27 protein-coding genes are annotated in these 23,290 nt (G+C 62.6%); 16 read left to right on the forward strand and 11 right to left on the reverse strand.

What is annotated here, in order from left to right; all coding sequences use genetic code 11:
* Positions 1–8: 8 nt before the first annotated feature.
* The 5 genes from motD to BLU37_RS16070 all read left to right on the forward strand — a co-directional run bounded on the left by motD (position 9) and on the right by BLU37_RS16070 (position 3,642).
* Positions 9–896, forward strand: coding sequence for a flagellar motor protein MotD (motD, locus tag BLU37_RS16050; protein ID WP_090206473.1), 888 nt, complete (start codon positions 9–11; stop codon positions 894–896).
* Positions 897–948: 52 nt separating this feature from the next.
* Positions 949–1,737, forward strand: a complete 789-nt coding sequence (locus tag BLU37_RS16055) for a ParA family protein (RefSeq protein ID WP_090206476.1) — start codon at positions 949–951, stop codon at positions 1,735–1,737.
* 81 nt (positions 1,738–1,818) lie between these two features.
* Positions 1,819–2,685 carry a CheW domain-containing protein gene (locus BLU37_RS16060; RefSeq protein ID WP_029379523.1) on the forward strand — a complete coding sequence of 289 codons (867 nt, stop codon included), beginning with the start codon at positions 1,819–1,821 and terminating at the stop codon, positions 2,683–2,685.
* 81 nt (positions 2,686–2,766) lie between these two features.
* On the forward strand, positions 2,767–3,249 hold the full coding sequence (locus BLU37_RS16065; RefSeq protein WP_090206479.1) for a chemotaxis protein CheW: 483 nt from the start codon (positions 2,767–2,769) through the stop codon (positions 3,247–3,249).
* Positions 3,250–3,642, forward strand: coding sequence for a DUF2802 domain-containing protein (locus BLU37_RS16070; protein ID WP_090206482.1), 393 nt, complete (start codon positions 3,250–3,252; stop codon positions 3,640–3,642). It begins immediately after the preceding gene.
* Between the two features lie 57 nt (positions 3,643–3,699).
* On the opposite strand, the gene BLU37_RS16075 is transcribed toward BLU37_RS16070, so the two are convergent.
* Both BLU37_RS16075 and fliK read right to left on the reverse strand, forming a co-directional pair.
* Positions 3,700–4,029, reverse strand: a complete 330-nt coding sequence (locus BLU37_RS16075) for an EscU/YscU/HrcU family type III secretion system export apparatus switch protein (protein ID WP_010449880.1) — start codon at positions 4,027–4,029, stop codon at positions 3,700–3,702.
* Entirely contained in the window at positions 4,026–5,597 is a 1,572-nt protein-coding gene (gene fliK, locus BLU37_RS16080) for a flagellar hook-length control protein FliK (protein WP_090206485.1), read from the reverse strand. Before fliK ends, BLU37_RS16075 begins: the two co-directional genes overlap by 4 nt.
* 252 nt (positions 5,598–5,849) lie before the next feature.
* Between fliK and ccmA the strand changes: the two genes are divergently transcribed.
* Genes ccmA through BLU37_RS16130 form a run of 10 tightly spaced genes read left to right on the forward strand, consistent with a single transcriptional unit; the run spans position 5,850 to position 13,124 of the window.
* Positions 5,850–6,431 carry a cytochrome c biogenesis heme-transporting ATPase CcmA gene (gene ccmA, locus BLU37_RS16085; protein WP_019361184.1) on the forward strand — a complete coding sequence of 194 codons (582 nt, stop codon included), beginning with the start codon at positions 5,850–5,852 and terminating at the stop codon, positions 6,429–6,431.
* Positions 6,428–7,096 carry a heme exporter protein CcmB gene (gene ccmB / locus BLU37_RS16090; RefSeq protein ID WP_010449874.1) on the forward strand — a complete coding sequence of 223 codons (669 nt, stop codon included), beginning with the start codon at positions 6,428–6,430 and terminating at the stop codon, positions 7,094–7,096. The genes ccmA and ccmB overlap by 4 nt, the downstream gene beginning before the upstream one ends.
* Positions 7,097–7,141: 45 nt before the next feature.
* Positions 7,142–7,900 carry a heme ABC transporter permease gene (locus BLU37_RS16095; protein WP_172833027.1) on the forward strand — a complete coding sequence of 253 codons (759 nt, stop codon included), beginning with the start codon at positions 7,142–7,144 and terminating at the stop codon, positions 7,898–7,900.
* Positions 7,897–8,073 carry a heme exporter protein CcmD gene (ccmD, locus tag BLU37_RS16100; protein ID WP_010449870.1) on the forward strand — a complete coding sequence of 59 codons (177 nt, stop codon included), beginning with the start codon at positions 7,897–7,899 and terminating at the stop codon, positions 8,071–8,073. Before BLU37_RS16095 ends, ccmD begins: the two co-directional genes overlap by 4 nt.
* Positions 8,070–8,525 carry a cytochrome c maturation protein CcmE gene (gene ccmE, locus BLU37_RS16105; protein ID WP_010449868.1) on the forward strand — a complete coding sequence of 152 codons (456 nt, stop codon included), beginning with the start codon at positions 8,070–8,072 and terminating at the stop codon, positions 8,523–8,525. The genes ccmD and ccmE overlap by 4 nt, the downstream gene beginning before the upstream one ends.
* A gap of 2 nt (positions 8,526–8,527) precedes the next feature.
* Positions 8,528–10,501, forward strand: coding sequence for a heme lyase CcmF/NrfE family subunit (locus BLU37_RS16110; protein ID WP_090206488.1), 1,974 nt, complete (start codon positions 8,528–8,530; stop codon positions 10,499–10,501).
* Positions 10,498–11,034 (forward strand): DsbE family thiol:disulfide interchange protein, encoded by a 537-nt coding sequence (locus tag BLU37_RS16115; RefSeq protein ID WP_010449865.1) that lies wholly within the window; start codon positions 10,498–10,500, stop codon positions 11,032–11,034. The genes BLU37_RS16110 and BLU37_RS16115 overlap by 4 nt, the downstream gene beginning before the upstream one ends.
* The gene (locus BLU37_RS16120) at positions 11,031–11,501 is read left to right on the forward strand and encodes a cytochrome c-type biogenesis protein (protein WP_090206492.1); all 471 of its coding nucleotides are present in this window, start codon (positions 11,031–11,033) and stop codon (positions 11,499–11,501) included. Before BLU37_RS16115 ends, BLU37_RS16120 begins: the two co-directional genes overlap by 4 nt.
* Positions 11,498–12,712 (forward strand): c-type cytochrome biogenesis protein CcmI, encoded by a 1,215-nt coding sequence (ccmI, locus tag BLU37_RS16125; protein WP_090206495.1) that lies wholly within the window; start codon positions 11,498–11,500, stop codon positions 12,710–12,712. Before BLU37_RS16120 ends, ccmI begins: the two co-directional genes overlap by 4 nt.
* A gap of 10 nt (positions 12,713–12,722) precedes the next feature.
* Positions 12,723–13,124, forward strand: a complete 402-nt coding sequence (locus BLU37_RS16130) for a hypothetical protein (protein ID WP_090206500.1) — start codon at positions 12,723–12,725, stop codon at positions 13,122–13,124.
* 251 nt (positions 13,125–13,375) lie between these two features.
* On the opposite strand, the gene BLU37_RS16135 is transcribed toward BLU37_RS16130, so the two are convergent.
* The 5 genes from BLU37_RS16135 to gcl form a co-directional block, all read right to left on the reverse strand.
* Entirely contained in the window at positions 13,376–14,371 is a 996-nt protein-coding gene (locus tag BLU37_RS16135) for a sulfate ABC transporter substrate-binding protein (RefSeq protein ID WP_010449856.1), read from the reverse strand.
* Between the two features lie 92 nt (positions 14,372–14,463).
* Positions 14,464–15,288, reverse strand: coding sequence for an ion transporter (locus BLU37_RS16140; RefSeq protein WP_010449854.1), 825 nt, complete (start codon positions 15,286–15,288; stop codon positions 14,464–14,466).
* A gap of 139 nt (positions 15,289–15,427) precedes the next feature.
* Complete coding sequence (locus tag BLU37_RS16145; protein ID WP_090206503.1) at positions 15,428–16,318, reverse strand: 2-hydroxy-3-oxopropionate reductase; 891 nt, start codon at positions 16,316–16,318, stop codon at positions 15,428–15,430.
* Positions 16,319–16,360: 42 nt separating this feature from the next.
* Positions 16,361–17,143, reverse strand: coding sequence for a hydroxypyruvate isomerase (gene hyi / locus BLU37_RS16150; protein WP_090206506.1), 783 nt, complete (start codon positions 17,141–17,143; stop codon positions 16,361–16,363).
* A gap of 29 nt (positions 17,144–17,172) precedes the next feature.
* Positions 17,173–18,948, reverse strand: coding sequence for a glyoxylate carboligase (gene gcl / locus BLU37_RS16155; RefSeq protein WP_090206510.1), 1,776 nt, complete (start codon positions 18,946–18,948; stop codon positions 17,173–17,175).
* Between the two features lie 264 nt (positions 18,949–19,212).
* On the opposite strand from gcl, the gene BLU37_RS16160 reads away from it, so the two are divergent.
* Positions 19,213–19,653 carry a GlcG/HbpS family heme-binding protein gene (locus BLU37_RS16160; RefSeq protein ID WP_090206513.1) on the forward strand — a complete coding sequence of 147 codons (441 nt, stop codon included), beginning with the start codon at positions 19,213–19,215 and terminating at the stop codon, positions 19,651–19,653.
* 35 nt (positions 19,654–19,688) lie between these two features.
* On the opposite strand, the gene BLU37_RS16165 is transcribed toward BLU37_RS16160, so the two are convergent.
* From BLU37_RS16165 to BLU37_RS16180, 4 genes are all read right to left on the reverse strand, one after another.
* Positions 19,689–20,297 (reverse strand): TetR/AcrR family transcriptional regulator, encoded by a 609-nt coding sequence (locus BLU37_RS16165; RefSeq protein WP_010449844.1) that lies wholly within the window; start codon positions 20,295–20,297, stop codon positions 19,689–19,691.
* A 166-nt stretch (positions 20,298–20,463) separates the two neighbouring features.
* On the reverse strand, positions 20,464–21,375 hold the full coding sequence (locus tag BLU37_RS16170) for an EamA family transporter (RefSeq protein WP_090206515.1): 912 nt from the start codon (positions 21,373–21,375) through the stop codon (positions 20,464–20,466).
* Positions 21,376–21,442: 67 nt separating this feature from the next.
* Entirely contained in the window at positions 21,443–22,723 is a 1,281-nt protein-coding gene (locus BLU37_RS16175; RefSeq protein WP_010449839.1) for a TRAP transporter large permease, read from the reverse strand.
* A complete protein-coding gene (locus tag BLU37_RS16180) occupies positions 22,723–23,250 on the reverse strand; it encodes a TRAP transporter small permease (protein WP_010449837.1) in 528 nt (175 codons plus the stop codon). Before BLU37_RS16180 ends, BLU37_RS16175 begins: the two co-directional genes overlap by 1 nt.
* Positions 23,251–23,290 lie beyond the last annotated feature (40 nt).

Consider the following 23,290-nt stretch of genomic DNA (forward strand, 5'->3'; position numbering starts at 1 on the left):
GAGTAGACATGGCCAGGCGTCGCCACCAGGAAGAGCATGTGAACCACGAGCGTTGGCTGGTTTCCTACGCCGACTTCATCACCTTGCTGTTCGCCTTCTTTGTGGTCATGTACTCGATCTCCTCGATCAATGAAGGCAAGTACAAGATCATTTCCCAGGCGCTGGTTGGCGTGTTCACCGATGCCGACCGCAGTCTCAAGCCGATTCCCATCGGTGATGAGCGGCCGGTGACGGTCAAGCCGGCCGACCCGCTGATCAAGGACGCCGACCAGACCGATGCGGCCTTCGGCCAGGGCGCGGCTGACCCGCTCAAGAGCATCGCCGACGATATCAGCGCAGCGTTCGGCGACCTCATCAGTTCCAATCAGATGACCGTGCGTGGCAATGAATTGTGGGTCGAGATCGAGCTCAACTCAGGCCTGTTGTTCGGCAGTGGCGATGCCTTGCCCAGCGACAAGGCATTCGACATCATCTCCAAGGTGGCGAAGATCCTGAAACCGTTCGATAACCCGATCCATGTCGAAGGCTTCACCGATGACCAACCGATCCGCACGGCGCAGTACCCGACCAACTGGGAGCTGTCCTCGGCGCGCTCGTCGAGTATCGTGCGGATGATGGCGATGGAAGGAGTCAACCCGCAGCGTATGGCGTCGGTCGGTTATGGCGAGTTTCAACCGGTGGCCAATAACGCCACGGCCGAGGGCCGCGCACGCAACCGCCGTGTGGTGCTGGTGGTGTCGCGCAACCTCGATGTCCGGCGCAGCCTGACCGGTACCGGTACGGCCAATGCAACACCCGATGCGGCATTGAAGCGGGCTGGCACACAAACTGCACCGCCAGCGGTAAAGCAAGCGGTACGCGAGAGCTCCGTCAAATCTCCGGCACCTGCTCTATAACTTAGCGCTATTTCTCGGTGGGCCTGATGCCTTGCCGGGAGGAACACACTGAATGAGAGTCTGGGCAGTAGCCAATCAAAAAGGTGGCGTCGGTAAGACCACTTCCTCCATCGCTTTAGCCGGTCTACTGGCTGAGGCGGGCAAGCGTGTGGTCGTTGTCGATCTCGATCCGCATGGTTCGATGACCAGCTACTTCGGTTACGATCCCGACACCCTGGAGCACAGCAATTTCGATCTGTTCCAGCACAAGGGCCAGGTGCCTGACGGCTTGCCGGGCCAGTTGCTGCTGTCGACCAGTGACGAACGTATTTCGCTGCTGCCTTCGAGCACCGCGCTGGCGACCCTCGAGCGTCTCTCGCCGGGCCAGAGTGGTCTGGGGCTGGTGATCGCCAAGAGCCTGGCGCAATTGTGGCAGGAGTTCGACTACGCGGTGATCGACAGCCCGCCACTGCTCGGTGTACTGATGGTCAACGCCCTCGCGGCCAGCCAGCAACTGGTAGTGCCGGTGCAGACCGAACACCTGGCGGTGAAGGGGTTGGAGCGCATGGTCAATACCTTGGCGATGATCAACCGTTCGCGCCGCCAGGCTTTGCCTTTCACCATCGTGCCGACCCTGTTCGACCGACGCACCCAGGCGTCCATGGGTACCTTGCGGGTGCTGCGCGACAAGTTCCCCGAGGCCATCTGGCAAGGTTATATCCCGGTTGATACGCGCTTGCGCGATGCCAGCCGGGCGGGCGTCACGCCTTCGCAGTTCGACGGCAAGAGCCGTGGCGTGCTGGCCTACCGCGCCTTGCTCAAGCATTTGCTGGCCCAGCAGCTCGTACCGCAGGTGGCCTGACGTGTTGCATTCAAGTCACCCGCTGTTTCAGCCGATAACTCCTACAGAACACTGTAGCGGGACATTTTCATGGGCATTCAGATGATCCGTCCCGTCGACATCCCCACTCGTCCGCAACTGGCACTGCAGTCCTATCTGGATGCATTGCTTCAGGAGGCGACGGAAGACTTGCCGGTGGAGCTCGCGGTAGAACCGGCGATTGCAGTGCCGTTACCGGTCGAGCCCGAGCCAGAGGCGGTTGGCGAACTGGACGACTTCCAGGCTGCGGTTCTGGAAGAGCAGGCCCGCGATGCCTTGGCCGCTCAGGCGCTGGCGGTTGCGCCGGCGCCGGTGGTCAAGGCCGAAGTGCCTGTGGCCCGGGTCGAGGTGCCTGTGGCCGAGCCGGTCGCTGCAGTGCTGGTGGAGCCGGTGGTCGAGGTGCATCTGCCACCCGTCGGCAGTCCGCCGGTGCCGCCGGTCGAGGGCGATGGGCGCCCGCATTGGGCGGCGGAGCCGTTCGAGTGTCTGTTGTTCGACGTCGCCGGGTTGACCCTGGCGGTGCCGCTGGTTTGCCTGGGGTCGATTTATGCCCTGGCCGGACAGGAGTTGACGCCGCTGTTCGGGCAGCCGGAGTGGTTCCTTGGCATCTTGCCGAGCCAGGCCGGCAACCTGAAGGTGCTGGATACCGCGCGCTGGGTGATGCCTGATCGCTATCGCGACGACTTCCGGCAGGGGCTGCAATACGTTATTTCGGTTCAGGGGTATGAGTGGGGGTTGGCGGTACACCAGGTCAGCCGCTCGTTACGCCTGGACCCCAACGAGATCAAATGGCGCACCCAGCGTGGGCAGCGACCGTGGTTGGCCGGCACGGTCATCGAACACATGTGTGCATTGCTCGACGTCTCCGAGCTGGCCGAGTTGATCGCCAGCGGTGCCGTCAAGCAAATGCAATTGAACAAGCCGACATAAACAACAGCGTCACGGCGGGTTTGTACGCCAGGGCGTCAGAGAGCACACACACCGTATCAACGGTAATCGAGGGGCAGGAGTATGAATAAGTCAGCGTCTTCACAGGGTTCCGATGATCCAATCCTGCAGTGGGTGACGTTCAAACTGGACAATGAGTCCTACGGCATCAATGTGATGCGGGTCCAGGAAGTCCTGCGTTACACCGAAATCGCTCCGGTACCCGGCGCGCCGAGCTATGTGCTGGGGATCATCAACCTGCGCGGCAACGTCGTCACCGTGATCGACACCCGTCAGCGTTTTGGCTTGATGCCGACCGAAGTCAACGACAATACCCGTATCGTCATCATCGAAGCCGACAAGCAAGTGGTCGGGATCATGGTCGACAGCGTGGCGGAAGTGGTTTATCTGCGTCAGTCGGAAGTCGAGACCGCGCCGAACGTCGGCAACGAAGAGTCGGCCAAGTTCATCCAGGACGTCTGCAACAAGAACGGCGAACTGTTGATCCTGGTCGAGCTGGACAAAATGATGACTGAAGAAGAATGGTCCGAGCTGGAGAGCATCTGATTGATTCTTGAGGTTGTAGTCATCCTCCTGGTCCTGTTGTGGATCGGGACGCTGGGAGTGTTCGTGGTCCATGTGCGCAACCAGCAGAAAATTGCCGCACAGCAGGCCGAGGGGGATGCGTTGCGTGACCAGCGCATCAAGGAACTGGCCCGCAGGGTCGACAACTTCCAGAACGGCACGGTCCGCATGGGCGAGGATCTGCACGAGTTGCGGGCCGTGGTCGCGCCCCTGCCGGACAAGCTGGCCCAACTGGAGCAGCGCGATCCTTCGACCCTGTCCTTCGCTCAGGCCGCCCGACTGGTCGGCATGGGAGCCAGCATCGACGAACTGACGCAAGCCTGCGGACTGACTCAGGCCGAGGCTGAATTGATGAGCAAGCTGCATCGCAGCTGATTCACGGCGTTGGCAGGTGTCACGTTTCAGGCAGGCTGAAACGCCTGCCTTGCGCGTTCAGTAATCGTCGCCCCGGTCGGTCACGTCCTTTTCCACCGGCCCTGGCAACGGCTCGAACCCCTGGGGCATCTTGCCCTTGAGGTTCCAGGCGAAGGCGATGATCACGGCAATGGTCCGGTACAACTCTTCGGGAATACTGTCGCCCAGTTCCAGGCGCGCCAGCAGTTTCACCAGTTCGGCGTTCTCGTAGATCGGCACTTCGTAGTCGCGGGCCAGCTTGAGGATGGCTTCGGCCAATTCTTCATCGCCCTTGGCGGTCAGGGTAGGGGCCTGCTGGCCGTCGTACTTGAGGGCGATGGCCTGACGTGGGGTGTTCGGGTTTCTCATGCGGTTTCGTCGACCCAGCGTTGTTCCAGTCGGGTTTGCTTGCCTTGCGGCGGTGTGCCTTGATGACAATCGAGTTCGCTGATACTGAGGCCCGCTTCGAGCAGACGCTCGCGCAGGGCGTCCAGTTGGCTTTCGATCAGGCTGGCGGTTTGCTCACGTTCGGCCCAGAGGTGGCCGGATAGGCTGCCGCTCAGCAACTGTGCCTGGACGTGCAGCGGGCCCAACGGGGCGAGGTCGAAGGCCAGCTCCACCCGCCACAACTGGGCTTTCTGCTCGCGTTGTTCGGTCTTTTCGCCCGATGCCCTTTCTTCGCTGTCCTCCCGCTGGATCCTGACCTGCAAGGGCACGATGTCCTGCAGGTTGCGCATGGGGATTTCCAGTTGCCAGGTGGTCTGCAGGGCGCCGTCGGGCGTGCGGCCGGTCTGTTCCAGGCTCGACAACTGATGGCTTTGCAAACGCGATACGGCGGCGGCGGCGAGGCGCAGCAGGTTTTCCAGATCACCTTCACCGGCCAGGCTCTGCAGCAGGCGCGAGGGCAATGGAAAGCTGATCGGCTGGGACTTGCCGCCGACCTGGCCGAGAGCCCCCAGGGCACTGCGGATAAAACCCGGCATGACCTGGGCGAGTACGGCGGCCGAGGCTCCCGGGTTGCTGACGGCGGTGTCCGGCAATTGCGGCGTGAGTTGGGCGATCAGGCGCAGCAGATTGCCCTTGAGGTCGGGGACCATGGCCGGGTTCTGGCCCAGCAGCAACCTGGCTTCGAGGAACAGACCGCTGTTTTGCAGGGCCTGGGCCAGGGTCTTGGGGTTGCTCAGTTGGCCGATGTCGGGCAGGTCGTCAAGCAAGGTGGCGATGGCGCTACGCAGTTCGGCCGGCAGGTCGGCGGTTTTCGGCAGGTTCAGCAGGCTGTTGACCAGGCTGTCCAGTGAGCCCTGGCGACCTTGTTGGGCCAGCAGTTGCTGGGTCACCGCCAACTGGTCCTGGCGGCCTCCCAGTGGCACGAAACTCAGGCTCTGCGCGCTGTCTACCAGGGCGCTGAGCAGGCTGCCGATGCGCAGTGGCTGTGGGCTGTCGAGGGTCAGGGTAGTGCCGCTCAGGGACGTGTTGAGCAGACTGACCAGTGACCGATAGACCTGCGGTTGCCCCGGCACCTGCGGCAATGCCTGGCTGGTCAGGACCTTGCCCTGCAATAGCGTGCCGACGGGCAGTTGCGTGGTGTCCAGGCGGGTCAGGGCGGCGGCGCTGGCGCTGAGCGCCTGCTGCACGGTGATCGCCAGGTTGCCGGCCGACGGTTGGGTAACCGTCAATTGGGCGCCCTGGGGCAGTGGCTGGGTGCTGGTGGCCTGGACAGTAGTCTGGCGACCGTTGTCGGTGGTCAGCTTGAGCAGCAGTTGGAAAGTCTGGTCGGTCTGTTTCAGCGACAGCACATCGACCTTGGCGCTTTGCCCCGCAGCGATCAGCCCTTCCTGCGGCAGCGTCAGCTTCAGCAACTCGCCGGCGAGCACCGCAGGCCGGCTGGCCGCCGGTATCAATTGGGCCAGAGGAGGTATGTTCAGTTCGCCTGTCATCGGGTCGCAACCTGTGGAAATAGCCCTCTTTGGAGTAGGGCGATACATGTATAATGCCGCGCCGTACCCAAAAGCGTGCTCAAACTATCGCATAAATTGACGCAGCTCTCTGGCACAAGCCGCAAAAGCATTTATTCTGCCTTACGTTAACGGCCGCGCCATGGCCGACTTGAGAACCGCAAACAAGGCTTCAATCATTTGACCAGCCCTCTTCTAGAAGCCGTAGCGCTCGCCTGCGAGCGTGATTGGCGAATGCTTTTCGAAAATCTTGAACTGCGTTTGAGTCCCGGCGACATGTTGCAGATCAGTGGTCCCAACGGCAGCGGCAAGACCAGCCTGTTGCGCCTGCTGGCCGGCCTGATGCAGCCCACCAGCGGCGAGATCCGCCTCAATGGCGAACCGCTGAACAGCCACCGTAGCGAGTTGGCGCGCACGCTACTGTGGATCGGCCATGCCGCCGGAATCAAGGATCTGCTCAGTGCCGAGGAAAACCTGCGCTGGCTCTGCGCGTTGCACCGGCCAGCCGAACGCGAGGCGATCTGGCAGGCGCTGGCGGCGGTCGGCCTGTGCGGTTTCGAGGACGTGCCGTGTCACACGCTGTCCGCCGGCCAGCAACGTCGTGTGGCCCTGGCCCGGTTGTATCTGGACAGCCCACCGCTGTGGATCCTCGATGAACCCTTCACCGCTCTCGACAAGCAAGGTGTGGCGCAGTTGGAAGAGCATCTGGCCGGTCATTGCGAGCGCGGCGGGATGATCGTGCTGACCACCCACCACAGCCTGACGCGCGTGCCTGTCGGCTACCGCGACCTCGATCTCGGACGGTGGGCGGTATGAGTGTCTTCGGTCTGCTGTTCGCCCGCGAGGCGCGGTTGCTGTTCCGGCGTCCGGCCGAACTGGCCAACCCGCTGGTGTTCTTTGCGATTGTCATCGCACTGTTCCCGCTGGCGGTCGGTCCCGAGACAAATATGTTGCAAACCTTGTCTCCGGGACTGGTCTGGGTCGCTGCGCTTTTGTCCGTCCTGCTCTCGCTGGACGGGCTTTTCCGCAGTGATTTCGAGGATGGTTCCCTGGAGCAGTGGGTCCTTTCGTCGCACCCCCTGGCCCTTCTGGTTCTGGCCAAGGTGCTGGCACACTGGGTGTTTTCCGGCCTGGCGCTGGTGTTGCTGGCGCCGTTGCTGGCATTGATGCTCGGTTTGCCGAGCGCCTGTCTGCCGGTACTGCTGTTATCGCTGCTGTTGGGGACACCGGTGCTGAGCCTGCTCGGTGCGGTGGGCGCGGCGTTGACGGTGGGGCTCAAGCGAGGCGGCCTGTTGCTGGCATTGCTGATCCTGCCCCTGTATATCCCGGTACTGATTCTTGGCAGCGGGGCCTTGCAGGCCGCGCTGCAGGGCATGCCGGCCACGGGCTATCTGCTTTGGCTCGGCAGCCTGGCCGCCCTGGCGGTGACCCTGGCACCTTTTGCAATAGCGGCCGGCCTGAAGATCAGCGTCGGCGAATAATGAGGTCTGGCCGGTTTCCGGTCAGCAAAGACCCTTGGATGTACCGTGATGAACTGGACCTGGTTTCACAAGTTGGGCTCGCCCAAATGGTTTTATGGCATCAGTGGGCGACTGCTGCCCTGGCTGAGTGTCGCCGCCGTACTGCTGATCGGCAGCGCGATGGTCTGGGGGCTGGCCTTTGCACCGCCGGACTACCAGCAGGGCAATAGCTTTCGGATCATCTATATCCACGTGCCAGCCGCCATGCTGGCGCAATCCTGTTACGTGATGCTGGCTGTCTGCGGTGTGGTCGGGCTGGTCTGGAAGATGAAGCTGGCCGATGTCGCGTTGCAGTGTGCGGCGCCTGTCGGTGCCTGGATGACCGCCGTGGCCCTGGTCACCGGAGCCATCTGGGGCAAGCCGACCTGGGGCGCGTGGTGGGTCTGGGACGCGCGCCTGACGTCGATGCTGATCCTGCTGTTCCTCTATTTCGGGCTGATCGCCCTGGGCAACGCCATCACCAATCGCGACAGTGCGGCCAAGGCCTGCGCGGTGCTGGCGATTGTCGGGGTGATCAACATTCCGATCATCAAGTACTCGGTGGAGTGGTGGAACACCCTGCACCAGGGCGCGACCTTCACCCTGACCGAGAAACCGGCGATGCCGGTGGAAATGTGGTTGCCGCTGCTGCTGAGCGTGCTCGGTTTCTACTGTTTCTTCGGTGCCGTAGTGCTCTTGCGCATGCGCCTTGAAGTGCTCAAGCGCGAGGCCCGGGCCAGTTGGGTCAAGGCCGAAGTTCTGAAGGAACTGGAGGCGGCGCGATGAGTTTTGCTTCATTCGGCGATTTTCTCGCCATGGGCCATCATGGCCTGTATGTCTGGTCGGCCTATGGCATCTGCCTGGCGGTACTGCTCATCAACGTCGCGTCGCCGCTGCTGGCCCGCCGGCGTTACCTGCAACAGGAGGCGCGTCGTCTGCGCCGGGAGAATAGCAAGTGAACCCGCTGCGCAAGAAGCGTCTGATCATCATCCTGGCGATCCTGGTCGGGGTCGGCGCCGCCGTCGGCCTGGCCCTGAGCGCGTTGCAGGAGAACATCAACCTGTTCTACACGCCGACCCAGATCGCCAATGGCGAAGCACCGCTGGACACGCGCATTCGTGCGGGCGGTATGGTCGAGAAAGGTTCGCTGGTGCGCTCCGGCGACTCACTTGACGTGAAATTCGTGGTCACCGATTTCAACAAGTCCGTGACCATCAGCTACCGCGGCATTCTTCCCGACCTGTTTCGCGAAGGGCAGGGCATCGTCGCCCTGGGCAAGCTGAATGCCGAGGGCGTGGTGGTGGCCGACGAGGTACTGGCCAAACACGATGAAAAGTACATGCCGCCGGAAGTGACCAAGGCACTCAAGGACAGCGGCCAGTCCGCACCGACGCCCGCGAAGGAGGGTTGATCATGATTCCCGAGCTTGGCCACCTGGCCATGATCCTGGCGCTGTGCTTTGCCCTCGTGCAGGCCAGCGTCCCACTGCTCGGCGCCTGGCGTGGCGATCGCCTGTGGATGAGTCTGGCGCGGCCTGCCGCCTGGGGGCAGTTCACCTTTCTCGCCTTCGCTTTTGGCGTGTTGACCTACGCGTTCATGACCGACGACTTTTCCGTCACCTATGTCGCCAACAACTCCAATAGCGCCTTGCCCTGGTACTACAAGTTCAGTGCCGTGTGGGGTGCCCACGAAGGTTCGCTGCTGCTCTGGGCCATGATCCTCGGCGGCTGGACCTTTGCTGTGTCGGTGTTCTCGCGTCAGTTGCCGCAGGTGATGCTGGCGCGGGTGCTGGCAGTGATGGGCATGATCAGTGCTGGCTTCCTGATGTTCCTGATCCTCACCTCCAACCCGTTCTCGCGCATCCTGCCGCAGATTCCGGCCGACGGTCGCGATCTCAACCCGTTGTTGCAGGACATCGGCCTGATCGTCCATCCGCCGATGCTGTACATGGGTTATGTCGGTTTCTCCGTGGCCTTCGCCTTCGCCATCGCCGCATTGCTCGGCGGTCGCCTCGACGCCGCCTGGGCGCGCTGGTCGCGGCCGTGGACCATTGTTGCCTGGGCCTTCCTCGGCCTGGGTATTACCCTGGGGTCGTGGTGGGCCTACTACGAACTCGGTTGGGGCGGCTGGTGGTTCTGGGATCCGGTGGAAAACGCCTCGTTCATGCCCTGGCTGGTGGGCACGGCGCTGATCCATTCCCTGGCGGTCACGGAAAAGCGCGGCGTATTCAAGAGCTGGACGGTGTTGCTGGCCATCGCCGCGTTCTCCCTCAGTCTGCTGGGGACGTTCCTGGTGCGTTCGGGTGTACTGACCTCGGTGCATGCGTTCGCTTCCGACCCGGCCCGTGGTGTGTTCATCCTGATCTTCCTGCTGTTCGTGGTCGGTGGTTCGCTGACCCTGTTCGCCCTGCGCGCGCCGGTGGTGAAGAGCCAGGTCGGCTTCAACCTGTGGTCCCGCGAGACCCTGCTGCTGGGCAACAACCTGGTGCTGGTGGTGGCCGCTTCGATGATCCTGCTGGGCACCCTGTATCCGCTGGTGCTCGATGCATTGAGCGGGGCCAAGCTGTCGGTTGGCCCGCCGTACTTCAACGCACTGTTCATCCCGCTGATGGCGGTGCTGATGTTGGTGATGGCGGTCGGTGTGCTGGTGCGCTGGAAAGACACGCCGGTGAAATGGCTGGTGGGCATGCTCGCGCCGGTACTGCTGGGCAGCGTGGCCCTTGCGGTGGTGGCCGGGCTGGTCTATGGCGATTTCAACTGTGCGGTGCTGGCGACGTTCCTGCTGGCGGCCTGGGTGGTGCTGGCGGGCGTGCGCGACATCCTCGACAAGACCCGTCACAAGGGCCTGCTCAAGGGATTGCCGAGCCTGACCCGCAGCTACTGGGGCATGCACCTGGCGCACCTGGGTATCGCGGTCTGCGCCCTGGGCGTGGTGTTGTCGAGCCAGGAAAGCGCCGAGCGCGACCTGCGCCTGGCACCTGGCGAGTCGATGGAACTGGCCGGTTATCAATTCGTCTTCGAAGGCGCCAAGCACTTCGAAGGACCGAATTTCACTTCGGATCGGGGCACCATCCGGGTCATCGACAAGGGCCGCGAAGTGGCCGTGCTGCATCCGGAAAAACGCCTCTACACGGTGCAGCAATCGATGATGACCGAGGCAGGGATCGATGCCGGGTTCACCCGTGACCTGTATGTTGCCCTCGGCGAACCGCTGGGCGATGGCGCCTGGGCGGTGCGCGTGCACGTCAAGCCATTCGTGCGCTGGATCTGGTTCGGCGGCCTGCTGACCGCCCTGGGTGGTGCGCTGGCAGCGCTGGACCGGCGTTACCGGGGCAAGGTCAAGAGCCGCGTCAAGGAAGCCCTGGGCATGAGTGGAGCAACGGCATGAAGCGTTGGATGATGGTAATGCCGCTGGCGGTGTTCCTGCTGGTGGCGGTGTTTCTCTATCGCGGGTTGTACCTGGACCCGGCCGAGTTGCCGTCGGCGATGATCGGCAAACCGTTCCCGGCGTTCTCCCTGCCGGATGTGCAGGGCGAGAAAACCCTGACCCAGCTCGACCTGCACGGCCAGCCGGCGCTGGTCAATGTCTGGGGCACCTGGTGCATTTCCTGCCGGGTCGAGCACCCGGTGCTGAACAAGCTGGCGCAGCAGGGCGTACGGATCTATGGCGTGAACTACAAGGATGACAATGCCGAGGCGCTGAAGTGGCTGAAGGATTTCCACAATCCGTACCAGCTCGATATCCGCGACGAGCAGGGCACCCTGGGCCTGGATCTGGGGGTGTACGGCGCGCCAGAAACCTTTTTCATCGATGCCAAGGGTGTAATTCGCTACAAGCACGTCGGCGTGATCGACGAAGTGGTCTGGCGTGAGCAACTGGCGCCGGTCTACCAGGCACTGGTCGACGAGGCCCGGCCATGAAGCGCTGGTTGGCTGCCGTCGCTCTGGGGCTGAGCCTGGCCGGCGTGGCCCATGCCGCCATCGACACCTACGAGTTTGCCAACGATGCCGAGCGCGAGCGTTTTCGCGAATTGACCAAGGAACTGCGCTGCCCCAAGTGCCAGAACCAGGACATCGCCGACTCCAACGCGCCGATTGCCGCCGACCTGCGCCGGGAGATTTTTCGCATGCTTGGCGAAGGCAAGGACAATCAGCAGATCATCGGCTTCATGGTCGACCGCTATGGTGATTTCGTCCGCTACAAGCCGGCCCTGACCGGCAAGACCGCACTGCTCTGGTTCGGCCCGGCCGGATTGCTGCTGGGCGGCCTGGTCGTCATCGCCGTGATCGTCCGCCGTCGCCGCGCCCAGCGTAGCGAAACCCCGGACGTGCTTTCCGCCGAGGAGCGCGAGCGCCTCGACCACCTGCTGGATAAAAACCACGAATGATTGATTTCTGGCTTGCTACCGGTCTGTTGTTACTGATTGCCCTGAGTTTCCTGCTGATCCCGATCCTGGGTGATCGCCGCGTTCAGCAGGAGGAGGATCGAACCGCGCTGAACGTGGCGCTGTACCAGGAGCGTGTGGCGGTGCTGCAGGCTCAGCATGATGAGGGGGTGCTGACCGCGCAGCAGATGGAGAGCGCCCGTGCCGAAGCGGCGCGCGAATTGCTGGCCGATACCGAGGGTGTGGCGCCGACACCGGTCTCACGCTTGGGCAAGCCCTTGCCGTTGCTGGCGGCGTTGCTGGTGCCGGTACTCGGTTTGGGGCTCTACCTGCATTTCGGCGCCAGTGACAAGGTCGAGCTGACCCGCGAGTTCGCCCAGGCACCGCAGTCGATGGAGGACATGACCCTGCGTCTGGAGCGGGCGGTCGCAGCCCAGCCTGACTCGGCCGAAGGCCTGTACTTTCTCGGTCGTGCCTACATGGCCCAGGACCGGCCAGCGGATGCGGCGAAGATTTTCGAGCGCACCGTCAAGCTCGCCGGGCGTCAGCCCGAGTTGCTCGGGCAATGGGCGCAGGCGCGCTACTTCGCTGACGGCAAGCAGTGGTCGCCGCAGGTCCAGGCGCTGACCGACGAGGCACTCAAGGCCGATCCCAAGGAAGTCACCAGCCTGGGTCTGCTGGGGATCGCCGCGTTCGAAGCTCAGCGTTACCAGGAGGCGATCGATTACTGGCAACGTCTGTTGGCGCAACTGCCGGAAGACGATCAGTCGCGTATCGCGTTGCAGGGCGGTATCGATCGCGCCAGCGAGAAGTTGCTGGAAGGTGGTGGCAAGGTTGCTAAAGCGCCTGTCGAGAAGGCTCCTGTCGAGAAGGGTGCGGTGCTCAAGGTGCGGGTCGATCTGGCGGCAGATCTCAAGGCCAAGGTCCAGCCGGGCGACAGCGTGTTCATCTTCGCCCGCGCCACCCAGGGGCCGCCGGCTCCGCTGGCGGCCAAGCGCCTGACGGTGGCTGACCTGCCGGCCACGGTCGAGCTGGGGGATGCCGATGCAATGATGCCGCAGTTGAAACTGTCGAACTTTCCTGAAGTCCAACTGGTTGCACGGATCTCCCGCGCCGGCCAGCCGATGGCGGGTGAGTGGATCGGGCGCAGCCAACCCCTGGCCAGCAGTACCGCCGTGCAACAGAACCTGACCATCGACAGCCCGGACAAATAGAGAACTCGCCATGACCGCCATCGCTCGCCTCACCCTGTTAACGCTGGTCCTGGGGTTGAGCGCCTGTACGGTCCATCGCCCGTCGACACCGACGGGCCCGACGATCCCACCGTCCGGTCCAGCGACCCAACCCTATCCCCCGAGCACGCCGACTACACCGGGCAAGCCGATCCCGCCGGCCAAGCCTCGCCCGAGTACCTCGGCGACCTTCGCCCCACCGCCAGGCGGTAGCAGCCACTGGGACGGACAGATGGGTGTGTATGTGCTCGATAGCCAGCCGAACACCTTCTACCGCCAACGTACCTACTATCGCTGGGACAACGGCTGGAGTCGCTCGATCAGCCCCAACGGGCCGTGGGAAGAAACCGACATCCACGGCGTGCCCCCAGGGTTGGGCAAGCAGTTCCAGTAGGAGCGCGGCTTGCCGGCGAACCGCCAAAGGCGGCCATTCACCGCCGGAGGGCGTCAGTGAGTACGCCTTCGCGGGCGAGTCAGGTTCCTACAGGGCTGAGGATCTGATTCTTGATCGTTCCCACGCTCTGCTTGGGAACGCAGCCCATGACGCTCTGCGTCACAAGTGCGGACGCTGAGCCTCCAGAGAGGCATGCGGAGCTTGGGAACGATCGGTGGTAGACGGGCGTCTCCCACCGAGGAGATTTCTGTTTACTTGCCGTAGATCTGGTCGAACACGCCACCGTCATTGAAGTGGGTCTTCTGCACGGTGCGCCAGTCGCCGAAGGTCTTCTCGACCGAGAGGAAGTCGACTTTCGGGAAACGGTCGGTGAACTTGGCCAGCACCTTCGGATCACGCGGACGCAGGTAGTTCGCCGCAGCGATTTCCTGGCCTTCAGGCGACCACAGGTACTTCAGGTATTCCTCGGCTACTGCACGGCTGCCTTTCTTGTCGACCACCTTGTCGACCACGCTCACCGGCGGCTCGGCCTCGGCGGAAACGCTTGGGTAGATCACTTCGAACTGGTCGCGACCGAACTCGCGGGCAATCATTTCCGCTTCGTTCTCGAAGGTCACCAGCACGTCGCCGATCTGGTTGGTCATGAACGTGGTGGTCGCGGCGCGGCCACCGGTATCCAGGACTGGCACCTGCTTGAACAGCTTGCCGACAAAGTCCTTGGCCTTGTTCTCGTCGCCGCCGTTCTTCAGCACATAGCCCCACGCCGACAGGTAGGTGTAGCGACCGTTACCCGAGGTCTTGGGGTTCGGCACGACCACCTGCACGCCTTCCTTGAGCAGATCCGGCCAGTCCTTCAGCGCCTTGGGGTTGCCCTTGCGCACGATGAACACGGTGGCCGAGGTGAATGGCGCGCTGTTGTTCGGCAGTCGGGTGACCCAGTTGTCCGGCACCAGCTTGCCGTTGTCCGCCAGGGCATTGATGTCGGTCGCCATGTTCATGGTGATCACGTCCGCCGGCAGACCGTCGATAACCGCGCGGGCCTGTTTGCTGGAACCGCCGAAGGACATCTGGAGGGTGACGTTTTCGTTGTGCTCGGCCTGCCAGTGCTTCTGGAAGGCGCTGTTGTAGTCCTTGTAGAAGTCACGCATGACGTCATAGGAAACGTTCAGCAGGGTCGGGGCGGCCTGGGCGATACCGGCAAAGGCCAGGCCAGCGGCCAGGAGCGAGGCGCCAAAGAGTTTTTTCACTGCGCATTCCTTGTTCGAGTTAGAGAGAGGGCAATTTGCCAGCAACTATAACGGTGCGGGCATAGTCGCTAAAAGATTAAAAAGTACTTTGCTTATTCCTGTTTTTTGAAAAGCGCATTGCCACAACGCGAGCAAAAAGAGGCCTCGGACTCATGGTTGTTTTTCTGGCACACCGGGCACGGGTGCCTGAGCTGTTCACCGCGCATGGCGGTGGCCAGTTCGGCGGTGAAGATCCCGGTGGGCACGGCGATGATCGAGTAGCCGGTGATCATCACCAGCGATGAAATGATCTGCCCCAGCACGGTCTTGGGCACGATATCGCCATAGCCGACCGTGGTCAGGGTGACGATCGCCCAGTAGATCCCCTTGGGAATGCTGGTAAAGCCATGTTCGGGCCCTTCGATCACATACATCAGGGTGCCGAACACGGTCACCAGGGTGCAGACGCCAAACAGGAACACCAGGATCTTCTGTTTGCTGCCCCGCAGGGCATCGAGCAGGTAGTGGGCCTGCTTGAGATAGGGCGCGAGCTTGAGCACGCGGAAGATCCGCAACATGCGGATGATGCGGATGATCAGCAGGTACTGGGCATCGCTGTAGTACAGCGCGAGGATCCCGGGGACGATCGCCAGCAGGTCCACCAGCCCGTAAAAGCTGAAGGCATAACGCAACGGGCGTGGCGAGCAGTAGAGGCGTACCAGGTACTCGACCGCGAAGATCAGGGTGAAGCCCCATTCGATCCCGGCCAGCAGGCCAGCGAAGTTCTGGTGGATGCTTTCGATGCTGTCCAGGACCACCGTTATCAGGCTGGCGAGGATGATCAGCAGGAGGATCTTGTCGAAACGCCGGCCGGCGGCGGTGTCGGTTTGAAAAACCATGACATAGAGCCGTTGGCGCCAGTCGTTGTTGCTGTTCATGAGGTGTTGCCCAAGTGATGGATGGCGTCAGCGTGGGGCAAGGGCGAGCAATCCGCAAGCTGGGGCGAGCGCATGAGATTTCAGTCGTGCCTGGGGGGCAGGGGCCTGCTCTCGCAGGGCGCCTGCCGGGAAAGCGGTATCACTGATCGCGAATCGAGAAGTTGGCCATATGTTCCAGCCCCCGGATCAGCGCCGAATGGTCCCAGTTGCCGCCACCGATGGCCGCGCAGGTGCTGAACACCTGTTGGGTGTTGGCGGTATTGGGCAGGTTGATGCCCAGTTCACGGGCACCGGCCAGCGCCAGGTTGAGGTCCTTCTGGTGCAGGTTGATGCGAAAGCCCGGGTCGAAAGTGCCCTTGATCATGCGCTCGCCGTGAACCTCGAGGATTTTCGACGAGGCAAAACCGCCCATCAGTGCTTCGCGGACCTTGGCCGGGTCGGCGCCGTTCTTCGCCGCAAACAGCAGCGCTTCGGCCACTGCCTGGATATTCAGGGCGACGATGATCTGGTTCGCCACCTTGGCGGTCTGGCCATCGCCATTGGCACCGACCAGGGTGATGTTCCTGCCCATGCTCTGGAACAGCGGCAAGGCGCGGGCGAAGGCCTGGCTGTCGCCGCCGACCATGATACTCAGCGTCGCGGCCTTGGCCCCGACTTCGCCACCGGACACCGGCGCATCGAGGTACTGCGCGCCTTTTTCGCTGATCTTCGCGGCGAAGGCCTTGGTGGCGGTCGGTGAGATCGAACTCATGTCGATGACGATCTTGCCCGGGCCGACGCCGGCGGCAATCCCGTCGGCGCGAAACAGCACATCTTCCACCTGCGGCGTGTCGGGCACCATGACGATGATGAACTCGGCTTCCTGGGCGACTTCCCTCGGGCTGCCCAGGGCCACGGCACCGGCGTCGACCAGGTCGGCCGGGGCGTTGGCGTGGTGCTCGGAGAGGAACAGGCTGTGGCCTGCCTTCTGCAGGTTCGCAGCCATGGGGTGGCCCATGATGCCGGTGCCGATGAAACCGATTTTAGCCATGAGAAGATCCTCTTGTCGCATGTGTCAAAGGAGGGGATGTGTTCAGATCGCGTTGTGGCTTTTCAACCAGCTCAGCCCGGCCTCGGTAGTGGTCAGCGGCTTGTATTCGCAGCCGATCCAGCCCGGATAGCCAATGCGGTCCAGGTGCTCGAACAGGAAGCGGTAGTTGATTTCGCCGGTGCCCGGCTCGTGGCGGCCCGGGTTGTCGGCGAGTTGGACATGATTGATTTCGCCCAGGTGATCGCTCAGGGTCCGGGCCAGATCGCCCTCCATGATTTGCATGTGGTAGATGTCGTATTGCAGGAACAGGTTGGCCCTGCCGACCTGCTCGCGAATCGACAGGGCCTGGGCTGTGGTGTTCAGGTAGAAACCGGGAATGTCACGGGTGTTGATCGCTTCCATCACCATTCTGATGCCGGCGGCCTGGAGCTTGTCGGCGGCGTACCTGAGGTTCTCGACCAGGGTCTCCTCCAGGAAGGCCTCATCGAAACCCGGCGGGCGAATCCCGGCCAGGCAGTTGATCTGGGTATTGCCCAGTACCTGCGCATAGGCGATGGCCAGCTCGACCCCACCACGGAATTCCGCGACGCGGTCCGGGTGGCAGGCGATGCCACGCTCACCCTTGGCCCAGTCGCCGGCAGGCAGGTTGAACAGCACCTGCGTGAGGCCATGGGTGTCGAGTTGTGCCTTGATCTCGGCAGAGCTGAAGTCATACGGGAACAGGTATTCCACGCCCGTGAACCCGGCATCGGCAGCAGCCTTGAAGCGGGCGAGGAAATCCTGTTCGGTGAACAGCATGGAGAGGTTGGCGGCAAAACGTGGCATGGCGGTCTCCGGTGGAAATATGGCAGGTGTCAGTCGAGCAGCGAGATGGCGGTGGGGGCGTCGTTGCCGACCAGGGCCAGGTCCTCGAACTCGTTGATGGCGTTGATCTCGGTGCCCATGGAAATGTTGGTCACGCGTTCGAGGATGATTTCGACGACGACCGGTACCTTGAACATTTCCATCAGTTCCTGAGCCTGGCGCAGCGCCGGCTGGATCTGGTCCGGCTCGAATACGCGCAGGGCCTTGCAGCCCAGGCCTTCGGCGACGGCCACATGGTCCACGCCGTAGCCGTTGAGCTGCGGCGCGTTGAGGTTGTCGAAGGACAACTGCACGCAATAGTCCATGTCGAAGCCGCGCTGGGCCTGGCGGATCAGCCCCAGGTAGGCGTTGTTCACCACCACGTGGATGTATGGCAGCTTGAACTGCGCCCCCACTGCCAGCTCCTCGATCATGAACTGGAAGTCATAGTCGCCCGACAGCGCCACCACCTTGCGCTGCGGGTCGGCCTTGACCACCCCGAGCGCGGCCGGAATGGTCCAGCCCAGGGGGCCGGCCTGGCCGCAGTTGATCCAGTGGCGCGGTTTGTAGACGTGCAGGAACTGTGCACCGGCGATCTGTGACAGACCGATGGTGCTGACGTAGCAGGTGTCCTTGCCGAACACCTGGTTCATCTCTTCGTAGACGCGCTGCGGCTTGACCGGCACGTTGTCGAAGTGGGTCTTGCGCTGCAGGCTGGCCTTGCGCTGCTGGCAATCCTGGAGCCAGGCGCTGCGATTCTTCAGTTTGCCGGCGGCCTGCCATTCGCGAGCCACGTCGATGAACACCGTCAGTGCCGAGGCCGCGTCGGAGACGATGCCCAGGTCCGGGGTGAATACCCGGCCGATCTGGGTCGGTTCGATATCGACATGAATGAACTTGCGGCCCTCGGTGTAGACCTCGACCGAACCGGTGTGGCGGTTGGCCCAGCGGTTGCCGATGCCCAGTACCAGGTCGGATTTGAGCAAGGTGGCATTGCCATAGCGGTGCGAGGTCTGCAGGCCGACCATGCCGACCATCAACGGGTGATCGTCGGGCAGGCTACCCCAGCCCATCAGGGTCGGGATCACCGGGATGCCAGTCAGTTCGGCGAACTCCACCAGCAGTTCACTGGCGTCGGCATTGATGATCCCGCCGCCGGCCACCAGCAGCGGTCGTTCGGCCTGGTCGAGCAGGGCCAGGGCCTTTTCCACCTGAATCCGGGTAGCGCTGGGCTTGACCAGCGGTAGTGGCTGGTAGGCGTCGATATCGAACTCGATCTCGGCCATCTGCACGTCGAACGGCAGATCGATCAGCACCGGGCCAGGGCGGCCCGAGCGCATTTCATGAAAGGCTTTCTGAAAGGCGTAGGGCACCTGGCCCGGCTCCAGCACGGTGGTCGCCCATTTGGTCACCGGCTTGACGATGCTGGTGATGTCCACGGCCTGGAAGTCTTCCTTGTGCAGTCGAGCGCGCGGCGCCTGGCCGGTGATGCAGAGGGTCGGAATCGAGTCGGCGCTGGCACTGTACAGACCGGTGACCATGTCAGTCCCGGCCGGTCCCGAGGTGCCGATACAGACGCCGATGTTGCCGGCCCGGGTCCGGGTATAACCCTCGGCCATGTGCGAGGCACCTTCAACGTGACGAGCGAGGACATGATCGATGCCGCCGACCTTTTGCAGTGCCGAATAAAGCGGGTTGATTGCGGCCCCGGGTATGCCGAACGCGGTATCGACGCCTTCGCGACGCATCACCAGCACTGCTGCTTCAATTGCTCTCATTTTGCTCATTTTTTTGCGCCTATTAATTTTTGTAATTGTATACAAGTTTAGCTTGTCTGAGTGTATTCATGGCGAATGGCGGAGGTCAATCCATTTTCTTGAATCGATCCGGGTTTCGGGTGGGCCGAGTAAAATCGGGGTTTTTCCAGTTTATCGGTCGTTTTATGTTTTTAATGTATACAAAAATATTAATTATTGTGTTCTATTATTTGTGCGAAAATTCTCTCGCGAGGGGCGCAAAAACGCTTCAAAACAATAATGAGGACGGCCCCCATGGGCGCTTTAACCTTGCAAGTCGCGGTCAGCCTGGCCGGCCAGGCGATTGCTGCGGGACGGACGATTTCGGCGGCGCCGCTGGCCATTGCGGTGCTTGATGGTGGTGGTCATCTGGTGACCTTGCAGCGTGAGGACGGCGCCAGCCTGCTGCGTCCGCAGATTGCCATCGGCAAGGCCTGGGGGGCGATTGCCCTCGGCAAGGGTTCACGCCTGCTCGCGCTGGATGCACAGCAGCGACCGGCGTTCATCGCGGCCTTGAATAGTCTGCGGCAGGGCAGCGTGGTGCCGGCACCGGGTGGAGTGCTGATTCGCGATCAGGCCGGACAGGTGCTGGGGGCGATGGGTATCAGTGGTGATACCTCGGATATCGACGAGCAGTGTGCGATCCGTGCGATCGAGGCGCTGGGGCTGATGGCGGATGCCGGGGTGTCAGCCTGATTGGGGGGCTTGCCCGCGAACAGGAGCGCCTCGATTTACCGGTCGGGCTCGCAGCCCTTGAGCACCAGGCGCACGATGGTCTGTGTCGCGGCTTCGTAGTCGGTTTCATCGAGCTTGGCCTTGCCGGTGATCGCTGAGATCTGCCAGTCGAAGTCGGCATAGGTCTGGGTCGCGGCCCAGATGGTGAACATCAGGTGGTGGGGGTCGACCGGGGCAATCTGGCCACGGTCGATCCAGCTCTGGATGCACGCGATATTGTGCCGCGCCTGGGCGTTGAGTTGCTCGACCAGATCAGGGCTCAGGTGCGGGGCACCGTGCATGATCTCGCTGGCGAACACCTTGGATGCCGCCGGCAGATCGCGGGAGATGCGAATCTTCGAGCGGATGTAGCCGGCCAACACCTGCGCGGGCACGCCGTCGGGATTGAAGGGCGTCGACGCCTGCAGGATCGGTTCGATGATGCTTTCCAGCACCTCGCGATAGAGGTTGTCCTTGGACTTGAAGTAGTAGTAGACGTTGGGCTTGGGCAGTCCGGCCCGGGCAGCGATGTCGCTGGTCTTGGTGGCAGCGAAGCCCTTGTCGGCGAACTCTTCACTGGCTGCGCGCAGAATCAGTTCTTTATTGCGTTCGCGGATGGTGCTCATAAACCAGGTTTTTCCTTGCCTGTCCGGGCGGTTCGGCATGGTAGCACCGGGTCTGCGACAGGCCAAGATTGCCCTGTCGCAGGCTCTGCGGCGCGCGCCACAACGGTTTTCTTCAATCCTTGGTGGGCAGCGAGAGCTTCCCTCAAGGTTGTCGTGATCGATGGGCTCAGCGCGGTTTGCGCACGGCCAGCAGGACGATCCCGCTGACCACGAGCAGGCCGCCAATGATCTGCATATGGCTCAGCAACTGGTCGAGAATGAGCCAGCCGAACAGCAGGCTGGCAATCGGTTCGACGTTCATCACTGGCGCATTGCGCACGATGTCCAGGCGGCTCACGCAAATGAACAGCAATGAAAACGCCATGCCGTAGAGGAGTACCAGGCAACCCAGGGCCAGCCAGCCGGATGGCGCATTGGGCAGGCTGACGCCACCGGGCAATAGCCCGCTCAGGCCGAGCAGGGCGGTGGTGCTGAACACCACCAGCAAGGTCAGCAGGCTGCGCACGCTGCCCCGGACCTGGGCCAGCTTGTGCTCGGTTATCCACAGGGCGCAGGCAAACACTGTGGCGCCGGCGAAGCCGAACAGTACGCCTTCCAGCCAGTGGGTTTGATCGGTGTTCTCGCCGCCCAGGCGGTGTGGCACATCCAGGGCGAACAGCAGACCGAGCAGAATCATGCCCATCAACAGCATGGCCTGTCGGCTCGGCGCACGGCCGCCCAACGCCCAGTTGAGCAGCACCAGCAGAATCGGCGCGGTGTTGCCCACCAGCAAGGCCAGGGCCACCGGAATCCGCGCCACGGCTGAATAGATACAGAAACTCTGGGTCGCGATCAGCACCCCCATCAGCAACTGCCAGCGCCAGGTGCCGGCATTCAGCCTGAGGCTTTCGCGTTGCCAGAACACCACGCCGACGAGGACCAGCAAGGTGATGCCGGAGCGACAGAGGATCGCCAGCAACAGGCCGGTGTCGTGGTCGAAGGCAATCCTTGCGGCGATGTGATTGCCAGCGAAGGCACAGGCGAGGGTGGCGAGAATCAGCACCGCGAGTGGGCGCGGCAAGGCAGGGGAAGTGGACATGGCAGACGGTTTTCCTTCACCGAAAATGCAGAGCCGCCAACCTCGGCGGCTCTTGGAAACAGCGGGGCTACAGCACCAGGTGCGGCAGCCAGAGCGACAGCGCGGGGATATACGTCACCGCCATCAGTACCAGAAACAGCACGCCGTAGAACGGCAACAGCGCGCTCACGGTCTTCTCGATACTGACCTTGCCCACTGCCGAACCGACGAACAGTACCGCGCCCACCGGCGGCGTGATCAGGCCGATCCCCAGGTTGACCAGCATGATCATGCCGAAGTGCACCGGATCGACGCCGATACCGAGAATCACCGGCATCAGGATCGGCGTGAGGATCAGGATCAGCGGTGCCATGTCCATCACCGTGCCGAGCAACAGCAGCATGGCGTTGATGCACATCAGGATCACGTAGCGGTTGTCCGACAGGGTCAGGAACAGCGTGGTGATCTTCGCCGGAATCTGCATCAGGGTCATGATGTAGCCGAAGCTGGCGGCGAAGCCGATCAGGATCATCACGATGGAGATGGTCCGCACGGTGCGATGCATCAGCTTGGGCAGTTCGCGCCATTTGTAGTCGCGGTAGATGAACATGGTCACGAAGAACGACCAGAGCACGGCGATCGCCGCCGACTCGGTGGCGGTGAAGATCCCCGAGAGAATCCCGCCGAGGATGATCACCATGGCCATCAGGCCCCACAGCGCATCGGCACAGATCTTCAGGGCCTGGCGCAGGGGAATGACTTCGCCTTTGGGGTAATTGCGCTTTTTCGCGAAGATCAGACACAGCACCATCAGGCAGGCGCTCATCAGCAGGCCCGGGACCACCCCGGCCATGAACAGCGAGGCAATGGACACCGTGCCGCCGGCCGCCAGCGAGTAGAGCACCGAGTTGTGGCTGGGGGGCGTCAACAGGGCCTGGACCGAGCCACTGACCGTGACCGCCGTGGAGAAGTCGCGGGGGTAGCCACGCCGCTCCATTTCCGGAATCAGCACCGAGCCGACCGAGGCGGTGTCGGCCACCGACGAGCCGGAAATCGCGCCGAAGAAGGTCGAGGCCATGATGTTCACCAGCGACAGGCCGCCGCGGACGAAGCCCACTAGCACCCCGGCGAACGCCACCAGACGCCGCGACATGCCGCCTTCGGCCATGATCGCGCCGGCGAGGACGAAGAACGGAATCGCCATCAGCGAAAACTTGTTCACCCCACCGGCGACCTGGATCATCAGGGCCTGGAACGGGATGTCGATCCACCAGGCGCCGATCAGCGCGGAAAGTCCGAGGGCATAGGCCACCGGCATGCCGATCAGGATCAGGGCGATAAAACTGCCCAACAGAATAAAGGCATCCATCACGCGGCTTCCTCGTTTTCTTCGACCAGGTCGAAACGCACCACGCGGCGCTGGCTCTGGTCACCCAGCAGGAGTTTTTCCAGGACGAACACCAGGGTCAGGAAACCGCCCACGGGAATCGGCATGTAGGTGATGCCCACCCGCAAGGTCGGCAGCGCGCTCATGAACTGGTTCCAGGTCGAGGCACAGAGCTTTGCGCCCCAAATGGTCATGAACAGACAGATGGTCGCCATCAATACCTGGGCGAGCAGTGCGGCGGCCGAGCGCAGGGCCGGGCTCATGCGGTCGGTCAGCATGGCTACCGCCATGTGCGCCCCGGCACGGTAACTGGCGGCCGCGCCGATGAAGGTGAAAACCATCATCAGCAGGATGGCGGTCGGCTCCGGCCAGCTGGAGCCGGTGCCGAGGATGTAGCGGGCGAAAATGCCCCAGGGGATGATCAGGCTGATGGCGAGGATCGCCAGGCCCGCGACCCAGACACAGGTCATGTAGAGCCGATCATTGATCAGCAGGACGATATTCTTCATCGGATTTCACCGTTACCCGCCGGCCCGCGCTGGGGGCGCA

Origin of the sequence: Pseudomonas asplenii (genome assembly GCF_900105475.1) — a bacterium.
GTDB lineage: Bacteria > Pseudomonadota > Gammaproteobacteria > Pseudomonadales > Pseudomonadaceae > Aquipseudomonas > Aquipseudomonas asplenii.

Excerpts from the sequence above, each read along its gene's own strand:
- motD (WP_090206473.1), top strand. The coding sequence starts at position 9 with ATGGCCAGGCGTCGCCACCAGGAAGAGCATGTGAACCACGAGCGTTGG.
- BLU37_RS16055 (WP_090206476.1), top strand. The coding sequence starts at position 949 with ATGAGAGTCTGGGCAGTAGCCAATCAAAAAGGTGGCGTCGGTAAGACC.
- BLU37_RS16060 (WP_029379523.1), top strand. The coding sequence starts at position 1,819 with ATGATCCGTCCCGTCGACATCCCCACTCGTCCGCAACTGGCACTGCAG.
- BLU37_RS16065 (WP_090206479.1), top strand. The coding sequence starts at position 2,767 with ATGAATAAGTCAGCGTCTTCACAGGGTTCCGATGATCCAATCCTGCAG.
- BLU37_RS16075 (WP_010449880.1), bottom strand. The coding sequence starts at position 4,029 with ATGAGAAACCCGAACACCCCACGTCAGGCCATCGCCCTCAAGTACGAC.
- fliK (WP_090206485.1), bottom strand. The coding sequence starts at position 5,597 with ATGACAGGCGAACTGAACATACCTCCTCTGGCCCAATTGATACCGGCG.
- ccmA (WP_019361184.1), top strand. The coding sequence starts at position 5,850 with ATGCTTTTCGAAAATCTTGAACTGCGTTTGAGTCCCGGCGACATGTTG.
- ccmB (WP_010449874.1), top strand. The coding sequence starts at position 6,428 with ATGAGTGTCTTCGGTCTGCTGTTCGCCCGCGAGGCGCGGTTGCTGTTC.
- ccmD (WP_010449870.1), top strand. The coding sequence starts at position 7,897 with ATGAGTTTTGCTTCATTCGGCGATTTTCTCGCCATGGGCCATCATGGC.
- BLU37_RS16110 (WP_090206488.1), top strand. The coding sequence starts at position 8,528 with ATGATTCCCGAGCTTGGCCACCTGGCCATGATCCTGGCGCTGTGCTTT.
- BLU37_RS16115 (WP_010449865.1), top strand. The coding sequence starts at position 10,498 with ATGAAGCGTTGGATGATGGTAATGCCGCTGGCGGTGTTCCTGCTGGTG.
- BLU37_RS16120 (WP_090206492.1), top strand. The coding sequence starts at position 11,031 with ATGAAGCGCTGGTTGGCTGCCGTCGCTCTGGGGCTGAGCCTGGCCGGC.
- ccmI (WP_090206495.1), top strand. The coding sequence starts at position 11,498 with ATGATTGATTTCTGGCTTGCTACCGGTCTGTTGTTACTGATTGCCCTG.
- BLU37_RS16130 (WP_090206500.1), top strand. The coding sequence starts at position 12,723 with ATGACCGCCATCGCTCGCCTCACCCTGTTAACGCTGGTCCTGGGGTTG.
- BLU37_RS16140 (WP_010449854.1), bottom strand. The coding sequence starts at position 15,288 with ATGAACAGCAACAACGACTGGCGCCAACGGCTCTATGTCATGGTTTTT.
- BLU37_RS16145 (WP_090206503.1), bottom strand. The coding sequence starts at position 16,318 with ATGGCTAAAATCGGTTTCATCGGCACCGGCATCATGGGCCACCCCATG.
- hyi (WP_090206506.1), bottom strand. The coding sequence starts at position 17,143 with ATGCCACGTTTTGCCGCCAACCTCTCCATGCTGTTCACCGAACAGGAT.
- gcl (WP_090206510.1), bottom strand. The coding sequence starts at position 18,948 with ATGAGCAAAATGAGAGCAATTGAAGCAGCAGTGCTGGTGATGCGTCGC.
- BLU37_RS16160 (WP_090206513.1), top strand. The coding sequence starts at position 19,213 with ATGGGCGCTTTAACCTTGCAAGTCGCGGTCAGCCTGGCCGGCCAGGCG.
- BLU37_RS16165 (WP_010449844.1), bottom strand. The coding sequence starts at position 20,297 with ATGAGCACCATCCGCGAACGCAATAAAGAACTGATTCTGCGCGCAGCC.
- BLU37_RS16170 (WP_090206515.1), bottom strand. The coding sequence starts at position 21,375 with ATGTCCACTTCCCCTGCCTTGCCGCGCCCACTCGCGGTGCTGATTCTC.
- BLU37_RS16175 (WP_010449839.1), bottom strand. The coding sequence starts at position 22,723 with ATGGATGCCTTTATTCTGTTGGGCAGTTTTATCGCCCTGATCCTGATC.
- BLU37_RS16180 (WP_010449837.1), bottom strand. The coding sequence starts at position 23,250 with ATGAAGAATATCGTCCTGCTGATCAATGATCGGCTCTACATGACCTGT.